14 protein-coding genes are annotated in these 16,401 nt (G+C 62.8%); 12 read left to right on the top strand and 2 right to left on the bottom strand.

The genetic code is table 11. The annotated features are described in order from the left end of the window. The first annotated feature begins 13 nt into the window (after positions 1-13). Positions 14-436, top strand: coding sequence for an HD-GYP domain-containing protein (locus FNU79_RS14710; protein WP_143721559.1), 423 nt, complete (start codon positions 14-16; stop codon positions 434-436). Between the two features lie 76 nt (positions 437-512). On the opposite strand, the gene FNU79_RS14705 is transcribed toward FNU79_RS14710, so the two are convergent. Both FNU79_RS14705 and ppsA read right to left on the bottom strand, forming a co-directional pair. Then, entirely contained in the window at positions 513-1,505 is a 993-nt protein-coding gene (locus tag FNU79_RS14705; protein WP_143721558.1) for an asparaginase, read from the bottom strand. Positions 1,506-1,584: 79 nt separating this feature from the next. Continuing rightward, on the bottom strand, positions 1,585-3,951 hold the full coding sequence (gene ppsA / locus FNU79_RS14700) for a phosphoenolpyruvate synthase (protein WP_143721557.1): 2,367 nt from the start codon (positions 3,949-3,951) through the stop codon (positions 1,585-1,587). Between the two features lie 148 nt (positions 3,952-4,099). Here ppsA and FNU79_RS14695 point away from each other — a divergent pair, with 148 nt between their 5' ends. The 11 genes from FNU79_RS14695 to iolB all read left to right on the top strand — a co-directional run bounded on the left by FNU79_RS14695 (position 4,100) and on the right by iolB (position 16,204). Further along, on the top strand, positions 4,100-4,921 hold the full coding sequence (locus FNU79_RS14695; RefSeq protein ID WP_124875000.1) for a pyruvate, water dikinase regulatory protein: 822 nt from the start codon (positions 4,100-4,102) through the stop codon (positions 4,919-4,921). Positions 4,922-5,275: 354 nt separating this feature from the next. Further along, positions 5,276-6,262, top strand: coding sequence for a LacI family DNA-binding transcriptional regulator (locus FNU79_RS14690; RefSeq protein ID WP_143721556.1), 987 nt, complete (start codon positions 5,276-5,278; stop codon positions 6,260-6,262). Positions 6,263-6,395: 133 nt separating this feature from the next. After that, positions 6,396-7,322, top strand: a complete 927-nt coding sequence (locus tag FNU79_RS14685; RefSeq protein WP_143721555.1) for a sugar ABC transporter substrate-binding protein — start codon at positions 6,396-6,398, stop codon at positions 7,320-7,322. Positions 7,323-7,436: 114 nt separating this feature from the next. Next, entirely contained in the window at positions 7,437-8,480 is a 1,044-nt protein-coding gene (locus tag FNU79_RS14680) for an ABC transporter permease (protein ID WP_143721554.1), read from the top strand. After that, complete coding sequence (locus tag FNU79_RS14675; RefSeq protein WP_225430098.1) at positions 8,477-9,331, top strand: ATP-binding cassette domain-containing protein; 855 nt, start codon at positions 8,477-8,479, stop codon at positions 9,329-9,331. Before FNU79_RS14680 ends, FNU79_RS14675 begins: the two co-directional genes overlap by 4 nt. Positions 9,332-9,417: 86 nt before the next feature. Further along, positions 9,418-10,452 carry an inositol 2-dehydrogenase gene (gene iolG / locus FNU79_RS14670; RefSeq protein WP_185974733.1) on the top strand — a complete coding sequence of 345 codons (1,035 nt, stop codon included), beginning with the start codon at positions 9,418-9,420 and terminating at the stop codon, positions 10,450-10,452. Then, the gene (iolD, locus tag FNU79_RS14665; RefSeq protein ID WP_143721553.1) at positions 10,449-12,356 is read left to right on the top strand and encodes a 3D-(3,5/4)-trihydroxycyclohexane-1,2-dione acylhydrolase (decyclizing); all 1,908 of its coding nucleotides are present in this window, start codon (positions 10,449-10,451) and stop codon (positions 12,354-12,356) included. The genes iolG (FNU79_RS14670) and iolD overlap by 4 nt, the downstream gene beginning before the upstream one ends. Continuing rightward, positions 12,353-13,303 (top strand): TIM barrel protein, encoded by a 951-nt coding sequence (locus FNU79_RS14660; protein ID WP_143721552.1) that lies wholly within the window; start codon positions 12,353-12,355, stop codon positions 13,301-13,303. Before iolD ends, FNU79_RS14660 begins: the two co-directional genes overlap by 4 nt. Continuing rightward, on the top strand, positions 13,300-14,343 hold the full coding sequence (gene iolC, locus FNU79_RS14655) for a 5-dehydro-2-deoxygluconokinase (protein ID WP_225430097.1): 1,044 nt from the start codon (positions 13,300-13,302) through the stop codon (positions 14,341-14,343). Before FNU79_RS14660 ends, iolC begins: the two co-directional genes overlap by 4 nt. Next, the gene (iolG, locus tag FNU79_RS14650) at positions 14,340-15,374 is read left to right on the top strand and encodes an inositol 2-dehydrogenase (protein WP_143721551.1); all 1,035 of its coding nucleotides are present in this window, start codon (positions 14,340-14,342) and stop codon (positions 15,372-15,374) included. The genes iolC and iolG (FNU79_RS14650) overlap by 4 nt, the downstream gene beginning before the upstream one ends. After that, positions 15,371-16,204 carry a 5-deoxy-glucuronate isomerase gene (gene iolB / locus FNU79_RS14645; protein ID WP_225430096.1) on the top strand — a complete coding sequence of 278 codons (834 nt, stop codon included), beginning with the start codon at positions 15,371-15,373 and terminating at the stop codon, positions 16,202-16,204. The genes iolG (FNU79_RS14650) and iolB overlap by 4 nt, the downstream gene beginning before the upstream one ends. Positions 16,205-16,401: the final 197 nt, after the last annotated feature.

Raw genomic sequence — 16,401 nt, 5'->3', positions numbered from 1 at the left:
CGTCCTGGCATGAATGCTCCTTCGCGCTGTGATCAGCCTAACGGCTGGTCGGGGCGAAGTGGCTTGGCCGTTGGTCCTCTCTAGGGGGTTCATTCCACACGTCGTCCAGGGGCATGAATTGGCCACCCGGATCGCCGGACTCTCCACACCAACGCTGGATGTCATCCGCTCGCACCATGAGTGCTGGAATGGCAGCGGTTATCCGGACGGCCTCGCCGGAACAGACATTCCCCTGAGTGCGCGGATCTTCGCGGTCTGTGACGTGTACGACGCCTTGATCAGCGAACGTCCCTACAAGAAGGCTTGGAGCCACGAGGACGCCGTTTTGGAGATTGAACGGCAGTCGGGTCAGCACTTTGATCCGGACGTTGTCCGCGCCTTTCTGAGCTTGATGGAGGTAGGAAAACGAATAGAGCCTCAGCCGTGCGCGTTGTGAAGTTTGAACCGTGATGGCCTGAAACATGGCCGAGTTGTTTTCGAGGCTAACTGAACCTGATGTAGCGGTATCGCCTCTAGGCCCAGATCAGTGGCAAGCGCACCTGCACCTGACCCACTTCACGCCCGGCCCAGTTGAACTGCGTGCTGGGAGCCAGGGCGCTCAGTTCGTCCGTCAGCGGTAGTCCCAGCGCCTCGAGCAGCGCCAGGGCGATGTGGGCTCTGGCCCGCTCACCGCCGTCGATCACCTTGAAGGTGACGCCCAGCGGTCCATGCGGTGTCTGACGCAGGGCCAGTCCGTAGAACGCTTCGGCCCCCATCTTAGCGGCCAGTCCCGGTACCAGCGGCATCAGGGTGGTGTCCAGCCGCTCAGGGCCAGCGATCAAAAAGGGATGCGCCCGCATCGCCTGAAAAATGCGTTCCAGCCCCGCCGCAGACTCGCCGCCGGGAGCCGCCAGTCGGGCGAAAATACGCGCTGCCCCGCTCAGCGGCAGCGCGAAGGCCGGTACGCTGCACCCGTCGGTGCCGACCCGCACTTCGTCCAGAGCGAGGCCGGCCAGTTCGGCGTGCAGTTCCCGGATGCGGCGCTGCAAGGGATGATCCGGCTCGGTGTAGCCTTCACGCGGCCAGCCCATCAGCGTGCAGGCCAGCAGCATCCCGGCATGTTTGCCGGAGCAGTTGTGGTGCAGCGGTGTGGGCTTCTCGCCGCGCCGGATCAGATCGGCGGCGGTTTCCGGATCAAACGGCGGATGCGTGCCGCAGTGCAAGTCGGCCACGCTGCTCCCTGAGCGGGCCAGCAGACGCTCCACCACCGCTAGATGCCGGGGCGTTCCGGCGTGGCTGGCGCAGGCGATGGCCAGTTCATCTGATGGCAACTCGGGCGCTGCCAGAGCGAGTGGCAGGGCCTGCACTGGCTTGCTGCTGCTGCGGGGAAACGTTACCAGTTGGGGGTTTCCGCAGTGGGCCAGCAGGCGGCCCTGGGCGTCCATCACGGCAAGGTGCACGTTGTGCTGGCTTTCGGGTTGCTGGCCCCGCGTGTAGATAACTTGGCCGACAGCGTCAATGGTCATGGCCGTTAGTCTACCGCTCAGCTCCCGACCTCAGACTGGACTTCCCTTCACCCCGGCGGGCGTATACGGCGTATTTGTCCTAAGCTCTCGCTTTGGCTCCCTCGGCCAGATGAAGCCAAGTCGCCAGCACCGAATCCGGATTCAGGCTCACCGAGTCGATCCCCTGCTCCATCAGCCACGCGGCCAGCGCCGGGTGATCGCTTGGCCCCTGACCACAGATGCCGATGTATTTGCCGTGTTTTTTGGCGGCGGCAATCGCCTGCGCCATCAGCGCCAGCACCGCCGGGTCTTGCTCGTCGAACAGGTCAGCCACCAGCCCCGAATCGCGGTCGAGTGCCAGCGTCAACTGGGTCAGGTCGTTGCTGCCAATCGAAAAGCCGTCAAACAGTTCGAGAAATTGCTCGGCCAGAATAGCGTTGCTGGGAATCTCGCACATCATGATGATCTTGAGCTCGTTCTCACCGCGCTTGAGGCCGTTCTTCTCCAGAATCTCCAGCACGGTTTTGGCCTCGCCCACCGTACGGACGAAGGGAATCATGATCTGCACATTGGTCAGGCCCATGTCGTCGCGCACGGCTTTCATTGCCTCACATTCCAGCGCGAAGGCGGCGGCGAAGTCGGGGCTGCGGTAGCGGCTGGCCCCCCGGAAACCGATCATCGGGTTTTCCTCGTGCGGCTCGTAGGCCGCGCCGCCGATAAGGTGGGCGTACTCGTTGCTCTTGAAGTCGCTCAGGCGCACGATCACGGGCTTGGGCGCGAAGGCGGCGGCGATGTTGGCCACCCCCTCCATCAATTTGTCGCGGAAGAAGTCGCGGGGCGAGGCGTAGCCCCGGATGCGCTCCTCAATCTGGGTCTTCACGTCTTCCGGCACATCCGGGTAATCCAGCAGGGCGCGGGGGTGGACGCCAATCACGGTCGAGCAAATGAATTCCACGCGGGCCAGTCCCACGCCCTCGTTGGGCAGCGCAGCAAACGAGAAGGCCCGGTCTGGCGAGGCCACGTTCATCATAATCTTCATCGGTACGTCGGGCATGGCGTCCAGCTCGATGCGGTGAATCTTGAAGTTGCGTTTGCCCTCGTACACGTAGCCGGTGTCGCCCTCGGCACATGACACCGTGACTTCCTGTCCACTTTTGAGCATACGGGTAGCGTCGCCGCTGCCCACCACGGCGGGAATGCCCAGCTCGCGGGCAATGATCGCCGCGTGGCAGGTGCGCCCGCCCCGGTTGGTCACGATGGCGCTGGCACGCTTCATCACCGGTTCCCAGTCGGGATCGGTCATGTCGGCCACCAGCACGTCGCCGTCCTGCACACTGGCCATCTGTGAGATGTCGCTGACCACCCGCACGGTGCCGCTGCCCACGCGGTTGCCGACGGCGCGGCCCTCCACCAGAACAGTGCCGCCGACGCTGATCTCGAAGCGTTCCAGCGTGCGCCCGCTGCGGCTCTGCACCGTTTCCGGTCGGGCTTGCAAAATGTAAATTTGCTCGTCGCGCCCGTCTTTGCCCCATTCGATGTCCATCGGGCGCTGGTAGTGGTCTTCGATGGCGACGCACTGCCGCGCCAGTTCGGTCAGGTCGGCGTCGGAGAGACAGAACCGCTGCGCCTCTTCCATAGATACGTCCACGCTGTCCACGCCGCCGCCGTCAGCGTAGATCATCTTGCGGGCCTTGCTGCCCAGAGTGCGGCGCAGCACGGCTTTCTTGCCCGCCTTCAGCGCGGGTTTGTAGACGAAGAACTCGTCGGGGTTGATCGCGCCCTGCACCACCAGTTCGCCCAGACCGTAGGCGGCGGTGACCAGCACCGCGTCGCGGTAGCCGCTCTCGGTGTCGAGGGTAAAGGCCACACCCGACACGCCCAGATCGGTGCGAACCATCCGCTGAATCCCGGCGGACAGCGCCACTTCCGCGTGCGCGAAATTCTGGTGGACGCGGTAACTGATGGCCCGGTCGTTGTAGAGAGAAGCAAAGACGAGGCGGGCATGGTGCAGCACGCTGTCGATGCCGCGCACGTTCAGGAAGGTTTCCTGCTGCCCGGCGAAACTGGCTTCGGGCAAATCTTCGGCGGTGGCGCTGGAGCGCACGGCCACGTCGGGATCGGTGACGCCAGATTCGCGGGCCATCTCCTCGTAACCAGTGCGGACTGCGTCTTCCAGCTCTTTTGGCAGCGCCGCCGCTTCCACCCAGGCGCGGATTTCCTTGCCCGCAGCGGCCAACGCCACCACGTCATTCACATCCAGCGCCGAGAGGCGGGCGTTGATCTTTTCCTCGATTCTATTTTCAGCCAGGAACAACCGAAAGGCGTCGGCGGTGGTGGCAAAGCCCCCCGGCACCCGCACCCCGGCCGCTGCCAGCCCATGAATCATCTCGCCGATGGAGGCGTTCTTGCCGCCCACCGTGTCCACGTCGGTCATCCTTAGTGTTTGGAACGCTCTGGTCATCTGCATGGGTTTTCTCCGTTGGTATGGGCAATAACGTGCGGGAAGCAGCCGGATTAGTGTTGGATACCCCTACAGCTTAGCGGGTTTGGGCGTTCGGGACGCGGGCTGTTCCGCTCGGGGAGACACCCGGCCTCAAACCTGTCACCCTGAAGGCATGCCCACCACCACTCCGCCTGCCCGCCCGGTGCTGATCGTCAGTGACCACACCGGCCTGACCGCCGACAATATCGCCCGCGCTCTATTGGCGCATTTTCCGGGGCAGCCGCTGCGCTACATTGCCCGGCCATTCACCGCAGATGTGGCGGCGGCGCGGGCGGTGGCGCAGGAGGTCACGGCGCTGAGCGCGGCGGGAGAGCGCCCGATTCTCTTTACCACCATCACTCAGCCGGAGGTGCTGGCCGAGTTGCAGGCTTCTCCGGCCCACCTGTTCGATTTGCTGACCCCCGGCATCAACGAGTTGGAGGTGGAGTTGGGGCAGACGGCGGCGCGTACCGTGGGCGGCTACCACGACATGCACGACACCAGCGCGTATCTGGGGCGCATGGAGGCGCTGGACTTCGCTCTGGCCACCGACGACGGCGTGGGAGATAAGCAGTACGGGTTGGCCGACGTGATTCTGGTGGGGGTCAGCCGGGTGGGCAAGACCCCCACCAGCCTATTTTTAGCCCTGCAACACGGTATCCGCGCCAGCAATTACCCGCTGGCCGAAGACGACTTTGAGCGTGAGAGCTTGCCGCTGCCGCTGGAAAAGCACCGTGGTAAGCTGTATGGTCTGACCATTGATCCGCGCCGCCTGCACGCCATCCGCACCCAGCGCAAGGCGGCCAGCCGCTACGCCAGCCTTGAGCAGTGCGAGTTCGAGGTTCGCCGCGCCGAGCGCTTATTTCAGCGTGTGGGTTTGCCGGTGAGAGACACCACCAGCACCAGCGTGGAAGAAATCGCGGCGGGCGTCCTGAGTGCGCTGCGCCGCTCATAAGGTGTTTGTCGAAACACAAAGAAACGGAGTCAACTCTTTAACATTTGAACAGCCATACATCTCTCTTCTGCCCATACGAGATTGACATGAATCTTGGGCATTCGGAGTTGGCCTTCAAGGCAGCGGAGCGCCGCACCCGATCAGGCTGCCAATACTTCCCCCTCTTCTCTGCGGGCGCTTTATGAGCCTCGTACCTCCGCCTTGACAAGTCGCTGCGGGCTGGTTAAGGTAAATATAAATCTTCATTTAAAGTCCATAGAGCAAGTTGGGTTGACCCTTCTTTCAAGTTCCGCCGCGTGCTGCAAACGTTTGCATCTCTCTCATCTTTGGTGATCCCGGCTTTTGGAGGTGAAGGTGAACCGACTCGCTGAAATTGCCAAACTAGCTGGAGTCTCGGCGGCGACGGTTTCCAGAACGCTCAACCGGCCAGAATTGGTGGCCGAGCGCACCCGAGTGCGGGTGATGAACGCGGTGCAGGCCACTGGCTTCCGACCCAACGAGCTGGCCCGCAGCTTGCGGCAGCAAGGATCGCGCAGCATCGGCTTGGTGGTCACTGATCTCAATCCCTTTCACGCCACCTTGGTCAAGGCGGTTCAGGACACGGCAGAGCAAAACGACCTCAATGTCATCTTGTTTACCAGTGACGACTCGGAAAGCCGTGAGCGCGAAGCGCTGCTGACGTTGCGGAGCCACATGCCGCAGGGCCTGATCCTGATTCCCACCGCGCATACCCGTCAGCACCAGAAGCTGCTTCAGGGCCTGACGGTGGTGGAACTCGACCGCGAATCGGGTTTGACAGGTACCCACACGGTGCAGGCGCAAAACCGTCAGGGAGCGCTGGAAGCCGTGCGTCACCTGACCGCGCTGGGCCACCGCAATATCGGGGCAATTTTTGGCCAGCTCCACATCAGCACCGCCCGCGCCCGTTTTGAAGGGTACGTTCAGGCTTTACAGGAAGCGGGAATTGCCTACGACGAAACGCTGGTGCGCTACGGCAACGACCTCGAAGCCAGTGGGCGAGCAGCGGCGCTGAGTCTGCTCGCGGAAGCTGCGCGGCGGCCCACTGCCCTTTTTGTCAGCAACCATGAGATGACGGTGGGCGCGATTATCGCCCTGCGGAGCCTGAACCTCAAGATTCCCCGTGACCTCTCACTGGCCAGCTTCGACGACTCGCGCTTGATGCTGCTTCACGAGCCGCCGATCAGCGTGGTTGCGCAGCCCACGTATGAGCTGGGCAAGCGGGCCTGCGAAGTGTTGGTGCGGGCGCTGGAAGGCGGTGAGCCTCAACACCTGCGGCTGGAAGCCCCTTTTATTCCCAGGGGCTCGACCGCCCCTCCGTAGCCCAGTTCGAGCTGAGCGCTCCGCAGACGCTTTGCCACGTTCTCAGAATAGAGAGTTGATTCGCTGCCCGTTCGTTCATCTCGCCCCTCTAGCCCGTGCTTCAGATCAAGGGTTCAAGTTCAAGGAGAAAATCATGAAAAAGATCGCCCTGCTCAGCTTGTTTGCTTTTGCCTCTCTGGCCGCCGCCCAAACTCCCCTGCGGATCGTGGTGGTGTCGCACGGTCAGGCCTCCGACCCGTTTTGGAGTGTGGCCAAGAACGGGGCCGAGGAAGCCGCCAAGGAAATGGGCGTGCGCGTCGAGTGGCGTGCGCCCGACACCTTTGACATGGTGCGCATGAGCCAGCTGATTGACGCGGCTGTGGCTAGTAAGCCCGATGGCCTGATCGTCACCATTCCCGACAAGACGGCGCTGAGCGCGGCGATCACCCGCGCGGTCAAGGCGGGCATTCCGGTGGTGTCGATGAACTCCGGCAGCGACGTGGCCGAGAAGCTCGGCATCCTGGCGCACGTGGGCCAGGACGAGTACCCGGCGGGCGTGGGCGCAGGCAAACGCATGAAGTCGCTGGGCGTCACCAAAGCGGTCTGCATCAACCAGGAAGTCGGCAACGCCTCGCTCGACGCCCGCTGCAAGGGCTTCTTCGACGGGCTGGGGATCAAGGGCGACGTGCTGCCGGTCAAATTGGCTGACCCGACGGGCATCAGAAACGCCATCACTGCTTACATGCAGAAAAATCCCACCATCAACGGCGTGCTGACCCTCGGCCCCAGCGCCGCCACCCCGGTACTGGCCGCGCTGGAAGCGAGCGGCAAACTCAAAACTGTCAAATTCGGCACCTTCGATCTCAGCCCCGATGTGCTGAACGCCCTCACGGCGGGCAAGATGACCTTCGCCATTGACCAGCAACAATGGCTGCAAGGCTATATGCCGGTGGTGCTGCTGACCAACTACAAGCGCTACGGCCTGATGACGGCCAGCCCGATCATTTACACCGGACCCGGCTTCGTGACTCAGCAAAACGCCAAACAGGTGGTCGATCTGGCCAAGAAAGGCATCCGCTGACGCCTAAGCGGGGAGAATATCCAATTTCTTCCCCGCGCCGGTTTTATGTGGTCAGCCCCAAGCGATGTGGGCTGGCCGCTTTCCTGAAGGAGGCTGCATGACAAAGGGCACTGCATGACCACTGAACCTGCCGCCCGCGACGAGCGAATTCAAACGCTCAGCCCCTGGCAACGCCTGATCGCCCGGCCCGAGTTCGGCGCACTTGCCGGACTGTTGCTGGTCTTTTTCATCTTCACCGCTGCGGCGGGCGGTTCCGGGTTTTTGTCGCTGAGCGGCACAGTCAATTATCTGGAAGTCGCCGCGCAGGTCGGCATTGTTTCGGTGTTCGTGGGTCTGCTGATGATCGGCGGGGAGTTTGACCTCTCGGTCGGCTCGATGCTGGGCGTGGCGGGTATCGTGCTGGCGCTTCTGGTGCATCCCGATTACGGACACCTGCCGCTGGCACTGGCCATTCTGATCACCTTCGTGGTGGCCGCCGCCATCGGCTGGCTCAATGGCTGGCTGGTGCTCAAAACGGGACTTCCCAGCTTTATTGTCACGCTGGCCATGCTGTTCGTGTTGCGCGGCGGCGCACTCGGCTTCACCAAACTGATTACCAACCTGACTTTGGTGCAGGGCATCAGCGATCAGGTCAATACACCGCTGGGCCGCCTGTTCAGCGGCGATCTGTTTGGCGTGCCCGCCTCGGTGTGGTGGTGGCTGATTTTGACCATCATCATGGGCTTCATTCTCAATTCGACGCGCTTCGGCAACTGGATTTTCGCAGTGGGTGGCGACGCCAACGCGGCCCGCAACGTGGGCGTGCCGGTGCGCCGGGTCAAGACGGTGCTGTTTATGATGACGGCGATGGCGGCCACGCTGGTGGCTATCATTCAGGTCACCAAATACGGCAGCGCCGATGTGCTGCGCGGCACCCAGCTCGAACTCAACACGGTGGCGGCAGCAGTGATCGGCGGTTGCCTGCTGACCGGCGGGTACGGCAGTGTCATCGGAGCCAGCATCGGCGCACTGATTCTGGGGATGGTGCAGCAGGGCATCATCTATACCAGCGTGGATTCGGACTGGTTTCAGGTTATGGTCGGCGGCATGATTCTGGGCGCAGTGGTGCTCAACAATGCACTGCGGGGCCGCTCGATGCTGAGCCGGAGGAAAAAGTGAGCACCCCAGTCAACCGCACTGGAACTCCAGTCATCGAGGTGGCAGGAGTCAGCAAGTATTTTGGCCCGGTCACGTCCCTCAAAGACATCAACATGAAAGTCTTCGCGGGCGAGGTGCATTGCCTGCTCGGTGACAACGGCGCGGGCAAAAGCACGCTGATTAAAGTGCTGTCGGGGGTGCATCAGCCCAGCGAGGGCGAGGTGCAGATCGAGGGCAAGAAGGCCGTGCTGGACTCGCCCAGAGCGGCCTTGGAAAGCGGAGTCGCCACCGTCTTTCAAGACCTCGCCATGCTGCCGCTGATGAGCATCAAGCGCAATTTCTTTCTGGGCCGCGAGCCGACTCGCAGTTTGCTGGGCATCCGGGTACTGGACGAAGTCACCACCACCAAAATTGCCCGCGAGGAACTCAAGAAAATCGGCATCGACGTGCGCGACCCCGATCAGCCGGTGGGCACTTTATCCGGTGGCGAACGGCAATGCGTGGCGATTGCGCGGGCCGTTTACTTCGGCGCGAAAGTGCTGATCTTAGACGAGCCGACCAGCGCTCTGGGCGTCAACCAAGCGGCGATGGTGCTCAAATACGTGCTTCAGGCGCGGGCTAAGGGCTTGGGCGTAGTCTTCATCACCCATAATGTCCACCACGCCTGGGCAGTGGGCGACACCTTCACCATCCTGAATCGGGGGCGCAGTTACGGGACGTTTGAACGCGAGCAGACCAGCCGCGAGGCTCTGCTGGAGATGATGGCGGGCGGCGAGGCGCTCGAAGAACTGAGTGTGGAACTCAGTGAAATGGCCCACCAGGATCAGGTCAAGGCGCAGTTTGAGGCCAAGAAGCGCTCTACTCCTTCCTAATTATCCAGTTCAATTCAACTCTGGAGTTTGTTGATGATCAAGACCACGCTCTGCTTTCCCTCCTTCACACATCCAGAAGTCAAACGATGAAGCCCGTCTTGCAGTGCGCCCTGATCGGGGCGGGCCGGATGGGGCAGGCGCACGCCAATGTCCTCACCCGGCTCAGCGGCGTTCAAGTCACTTGGGTGATGGACGTAAATGCCCAGAATGCGGAGAGAGTGGCCGCGCAACTCGGCGCACGGGCCAGCACCAGTTTGGAAGAAGTCTTGTCGCAGCCGGATGTACAAGCCGTCCTCATCAGCACGCCCGCTGGAACCCACGCCGACACCATCGAAGCAGCGGCCAGAGCAGGCAAAGCCATTTTTAGCGAGAAGCCACTCGCCAAAACTTTAGAAGACGCCGTTCGCGCCGTCAGAGCGGTGGAAGCGGCGGGCGTGCCGAATCAGGTGGGCTTTCAGCGCCGCTACGATCCGGCTTATGTCAGCGCCAAAGCACGGATAGACGCGGGCGATCTGGGGCGACTAGAAGGATTTAGGGCGGTGGGCCGCGACCCTGAACCGCCGCCCACCGAATACTTGGTCGGCGCAGGCGGCTTGCTGGTAGACATGGGCGGCCATGACCTTGACTTGGCCCGCTTTATGGTGGGCGAGGTGGCCGAGGTGCGGGCCATCGGCGGGGCGATTGTCAAGCCTGAACTGGCCCAGCACGGCGAACACGACACGGCAGTGGCGCTGCTGAGATTTGAGAACGGTGCACTTGGCACGCTGGAAGTTGGCCTGCGAACCGCCTACGGCTACGACATCCGCACTGAAGTACTGGGCGAGCGCGGGCGGCTGCACATCGAGCGTGACAAGCAGCCGGATTTGAGCGTGTACGATGCGGCGGGCGTGCATCATGACCGCCCCCGCCACTTCAGCGAGCGCTTTGCCGAGGCCTACGCCGCCGAGATCACTGCTTTTGCTGAGGGGGTGCAGGCGGGCCGCACATTGACACCCTCAGTGCGAGACGCGCTTCATTCGCTCAGGCTGGCTCTGGCCGCGCAGCACGCGCTGGTCAGCGGCGAAACGGTGCGGGTTCAGGAGTTCGGGAGGGAATGGATGGAGCAAGTGGAGTCAGCATGAACACAGAAAAAACGATTCGCCTGACCGTTGCGCAAGCGCTGATCCGGGTGCTGGCAGCGCAGTACAGCGAGCAGGACGGGTTACGTCAGCGGCTGATCCCCGGCGTCTGGGGCATCTTCGGGCATGGCAACGTGGCAGGATTAGGGCAGGCGTTGGAGGAATACGGCGACGCTCTGAACTTACCCACCTATCGCCCGCAAAACGAGCAGGGCATGGTGCATATCGCCTCGGCGTTCGCCCGGCATAAAAACCGGCTGGCGACCTACGCCTGCACTGCCAGCGTGGGGCCGGGCAGCACCAATATGATTACTGGTGCTGCGCTGGCTACAGTCAACCGCTTGCCGGTGCTGCTGCTGCCCAGCGACCACTTCGCCAACCGCATTCCCGATCCGGTGTTACAGGGGTTGGAACATCCATCTGAACACGACCTGTCGGTCAACGACTGCTTTCGGCCCGTCAGCAAATTTTACAGCCGCATCTCGCGCCCAGAGCAACTCCTCTCGGCGCTGCCCGAAGCCCTGCGGGTGCTGACTGACCCCGCCGAGACGGGCGCGGTGGTGCTGAGCTTGCCAGAGGATGTGCAGGCCGAGGCCTATGATTGGCCCGCCGCCTTTTTTGTGGAGCGAATCTGGCGCATTCGCAGACCGCCGCCCGAGTCGGACTTGATTCAGCAGGCGGCGGCGCTGATCCGCTCAGCCAAGCGCCCGCTGATCGTGGGCGGCGGCGGCGTGATCTACAGCGGGGCGCAGGACGCACTGGCCGCACTCGTTGAGGCCACCGGCATTCCCTTCTGCGAGTCGCAGGCCGGGAAGGGAGCGGTGCGCTGGGACCACACACAGAACGCTGGGCCAGTCGGCAGCATCGGGGGACTGGCTGCCAACCGGCTGGCCCGCGACGCCGATTTGATTCTGGCGGTGGGCACGCGGCTGGGCGACTTCGTGACCGCCAGCAAAACGGCCTTCCAGAACCCAGAGGTCAAGGTGATCGGACTGAACGTCGCGGCAATGGACGCCGCCAAACTGGGAGCGCTGAGCCTGGTCGCCGACGCCCGCACGGGTCTGGAAACGCTGCTGGGGGCGCTGGGCAGCTATCAGGTAGACGCCGAGTACACCCGCGAAGTCACCGATCTGAAAAGTCAGTGGGACGCCGCCGTGGATGAGCAACGCCGGGACAGCGGCAGCACTCCCCCCTCGCAGGGCAGTGTGATCGGGCGCGTCAACGACGTGGTGGGCGGCTACGCCACTGTCATCTGCGCGGCAGGCAGCTTGCCGGGCGACCTCGTGCGGCTGTGGCGGGCCGAGGATCCCAAGAGTTACCACGTGGAGTACGGATATTCTTGCATGGGCTATGAGATTCCGGCGGGGCTGGGCGTCAAGCTGGCCGAGCCTTCGCGGCGGGTGGTGGTAATGGTCGGTGACGGCAGCTACCTGATGATGAACAGCGAACTGGTCACGGCGGTGGCCGAGAACCTGAGCCTGACGGTGGTGCTGGTGGACAACCGCGCTTTCATGAGCATTCGCGGCCTCCAGATGGAATCTGGCAGCCCCAGTTTCAACAACGAACTGCGCCACCGCGACCCCAAAACGGGGCGAACCGATGGATCAATCGTCAAGCTGGACTTCGTGCAACATGCCCGTGGACTGGGGGCGCAAGCGAGGCAAGCCGAAACGCTGGACGCCCTACAGGAAGCGTTGGAGACCGCCGAGCAAGAAGGCGGCGTGCAGGTGATCGTGGTGCCGGTCAATCTGCGCGAACGGGTGCCGGGCTTTGAGAGTTGGTGGGACGTGCCGATTGCCGAGGTGTCGGGGCAGGCCGCCGTGAACGCCACCCACGCCGCTTATCGCCAAAATTTGGAAAAACAGGTGCGGATATTTACACCCACACAGATAGAGGAAAAGGCATGACCGAACAGAAAATTCATTTTGGCAACGCGCCGTGCTCCTGGGGCACCATTGAGGGCTTCGGAGCGGGCGTTCCTGCTGTGCAGATGCTGGACGAACTGGTGCAGGCCGGGTACAGCGGCACCGAACTTGGCGACTACGGTTACCTGCCTACCGACTTGGCCGACTTGCGAGCGGCCCTGACCTCTCGGCACCTAACCATGCTGGGCGCTTACGAGGGTGTGTATCTGCGCGACCCCGCTGCCCACGCCGAGGGAGAAGCGCGGGTGCTGCGGGTGGCGCGTCAGCTGGCGGCGGTGGCCGATCTGGGCGACCCCAACTGGCAGCCGCTGGTGGTATTGGCTGATGAACACAGCCGCGACGTGGCCCGCTCCGGGAATGCTGGACGCATCACCGCAGACCTTTCGCTGGATGAAGAAGGCTGGACACATTTCGCTCAGGGAGCCGAACGGATCTCCAGAGCGGTGCGGGAGCAGACCGGATTAAGGACGGTGTTTCACCACCACTGCGGCGGCTATGTAGAAACGCCCGCCGAAATCGCTGAGTTTCTGGCCCGCACCGACCCCGACTTGATTGGGCTGGTCTACGACACCGGGCACGCGCTGTACGGCAGTGGTGGCAGCGACCCGGCCACCGTTTTGGATCTGCTTAACACCCACCGGAAGCGCATCTGGTACGTGCATTTCAAAGATATGAGCGCCGAGGTGGCAGCCAAAGCGCGGCAAATTGGCATGGCCTACAAGGACGCGGTGGGCGCGGGCGTCTTCTGCGAACTTGGTCAGGGCGTGGTGCCGTTTGGGGCAGTGCTAAACGCTCTGCACGCCAGCAGTTATCGGGGCTGGGTCACAGTGGAGCAAGACGTGTTGCCGGGTATGGGCGAGCCGCTGGTGAGCGCTACGGCCAACCGAGAGTATCTGCGGAGCTTGGAAGCCCCTTCGGTGTCCGAGTGAGCGACCAAGTCCAAGCCGTAGAACTGTTCACGCTGGGCCGCTGCTCCATCGATTTGTATTCCAACAATGTCGGCGCGGCCTTCCCTGACATTCAGCAGTTCAATGCTTATCTGGGCGGCAGCCCGCTGAATATCGCGGTGGGAGCCAGCCGTCTCGGCGTCAAGGCAGCTCTGCTGACGGCGGTGGGCGAAGATCAGGTGGGCGACTTCGTACTGGCGGGCTTGGAGCGCGAGAAAGTGGACACCCGCTATATACCGCGCAAGCCCGGCACCCGCACGCCCGCCGTGCTGCTGGCGATCTTGCCGCCCGACAAATTCCCAATCACCTTTTACCGTGACAACCCGGCAGACACCCAGCTCAGCATCGCGGATGTGTCGGCGGCTCCCATCGAGCAGGCCCGTGCTCTGGTCATCAACGGCTCGGCGCTGGCGCGGGAGCCCAGCCGCTCGGCCACCCTCAGCGCCGCTCGGCGAGCTAAGTCGGCGGGCGTCACCGTTTACCTCGACCTCGACTTCCGCGCCGATCAGTGGCCCGATCCGATGGCGTTTGGGCTGAATGTTCGGGCGGTCCTGCGCGATGTGGACGTCATTTTGGGCACCGAAGAGGAGATCAACGCCGCGCTGCTGACGAACTCGTCGCAGGTCGTCGTTAAGCACAGCCAGTACACTGCGCCGGAAATCGCGGGTGACTTGGAGGCCAACACCACCGCGCTCCTCGCAGAAGTGGGCGTGGTCATCCGCAAAGAGGGAGCGCGGGGCTGCACCGTCTTCGAGCGGGGCCGCTCTCCCCTGCCCGTTTTAGGTTTTCCGGTTGAGATTATCAGTGTGCTGGGCGCGGGTGACGCCTTCGCGGGCGGGCTGATTGCCGGGCGGCTGCGCGGGCTGAACTGGCAGGAAGCCGCCCGCCTGGGCAATGCCTGCGGCGCGGTGGTGGTGGGCGAGATCGGCTGCTCGCACTTCGCGCCAACTTGGGACGAAGCTCAGGCCGTCATTAACCGTCAGTCAATCCAAAGACCGATATCCAAGGAGAACAAGTCATGAAACAACCCAACCCTTACACCGACGCCCCGATTCGTTTTGCCTTGCTGGGCGCGGGGCGCATGGGCCGCGAACATGGCCAGGCGCTGCTGGGCCTGCCGAGAACTCGGGTGGTTGCGGTGGCTGATCCGCTGCCAGACGCCGCGCAGGCTCTGGCTGGGCTGCTGCGGGCCGATCAGGTTTACGCCGACCCACTGGACGCCATCCACGACCCGCAGGTGCAGGCGGTGATTATCGTGACGCCGACCAGCACCCACGCGGCACTGATTGAGGCCGCTGCTAAAGCAGGAAAAGCCATCTTCTGCGAGAAGCCTGTGGCAGCAGACCTCGTGGAAACTGAGCGGGTCATGAAAATTGTGCAGGAATGCGGCGTGCCGTTTCAGATCGGCTTCCAGCGGCGATTTGACGTGGCCTTTGCTCAGGCCAAGCAGCGCATCGAGGCGGGCGAACTCGGCACCATCGAGCAGTTTGCCGCCACTGGACGCGACCCCGCCCCGCCGCCACTGGAATATCTAAAAGTGTCGGGTGGGATTTTTCTGGATCAAGCCATTCACGACCTCGATATTGCCCGCTTCTTGGTGGGCGAGGTGGAAGAAGTTATCGCCATCGGGGACGCCAAAGTTGACCCGGCCATCGCCGAGATGGGCGACGCCGACACCACCACCGTGCTGCTCAAGTTTGTCGGCGGCGCTCAGGGCGTGATTCAGAACTCGCGCCGCGCGGTGTACGGCTACGATGTCCGCACCGAAATCTTCGGCTCCGGTGGCAAGTTCGTGCTGGACGCCACCCCCAAAACGCCGCTGCTGGCATACGGCGAGAGCGTCAAGATGGATCACTACCACTTTTTCATGGACCGCTTCAAAGACGCCTACCGCGCTGAGATCGCCGCCTTCGTCGCGTCGTTGCAGGCGGGCCAATCGCCTAATCCCGGCACCCACGACGCGCTGGAATCCTTGCGGCTGGCGCTGGCCTGCACCCAGAGTCTCAAGGAAGATCGCCCAGTGCGGGTGCAAGACGTTCAGGCTAACCCGTGAACATCGCGGGAACCCATCTCAAGCCCGGCGCAGGCGGCAGCCTCAGCGTCACGCCCCAGAGCGCGGGCTGGACGTATCTTTCGTTCGGTGTGATGACGCTCGACGGCGCGAGTTTTGAGGGCAACAGCGGCGAGAACGAGGTCGCCATCGTGCCGCAATCTGGCCGTTTGAGTGTCCGTTTCGGAGAAGAAGAACACGACCTCTCCAGAGTAGGTGTCTTTGAAGAATTGCCGACGGTGGTTTACCTGCCGCCGCACACCCATTACACGGTGTCGGGCAGCGGCACCTTCGCTCACGGCGGCGCACCGGCAACCGGGCAATACCCGGCGCGAGTCATCCGGCCACAAGACATCAAAGTGGAGATGCGCGGCGGAGCCAACGCTGCTCGGCAAGTCAGCCACCTGCTCGGCCCTGACCAGTTGGCCGAGCGGCTGCTGATCTATGAGGTCTACACCCCCAGCGGCAACTGGAGCGGCTGGCCCCCGCACCGGCACGACGGCCAGCACGGCAGTCTCTACATCGAAGAAACCTACCATTACCGCATTCAACCAGAACACGGCTGGGCGATTCACCGCAATTACAGCCCTGAAGACGCCTACGACGAAGCGCTGATTGCCCGTGACGGCGACCTCATTCTCAGCCCGCGCGGGTATCATCCGGTGGCGGCGGCTCCCGGCAGCAATGTCTACTACCTCAATTTTATGGCCGGTGAAGCGCTCGGCGGGGCCAGAAGCACGCCGCCCGTGGATGAGCCGGATTGGGCTTGGATGCGCCAAGACTGGGGCGGCAAGGCGCTGACATTGCCGATTCCAGTGATGGCCAAGCCCTGACGCCTTGCCCGCTGACGTTGTAGGCCAAATGAGTTGAGGCTCTGAACTCAGCGCAGTGGACTAGAGCATTCGTCCGTTCCATTGTTGTGGAAAAGAACCCCACCAATTCCACTCCCATCTGCTCTAGCACGTATTTCACTCGCTCCGCTCGGTCATAAAAGTTTTGTAACTTTTACGACAAATTTTCTAATAACCAG

The organism is Deinococcus detaillensis (assembly GCF_007280555.1).
Taxonomy (GTDB): Bacteria; Deinococcota; Deinococci; order Deinococcales; family Deinococcaceae; genus Deinococcus; species Deinococcus detaillensis.
Note: the sequence above shows the minus strand (reverse complement) of the source record. Positions and strands in the feature narration are given on the sequence as shown.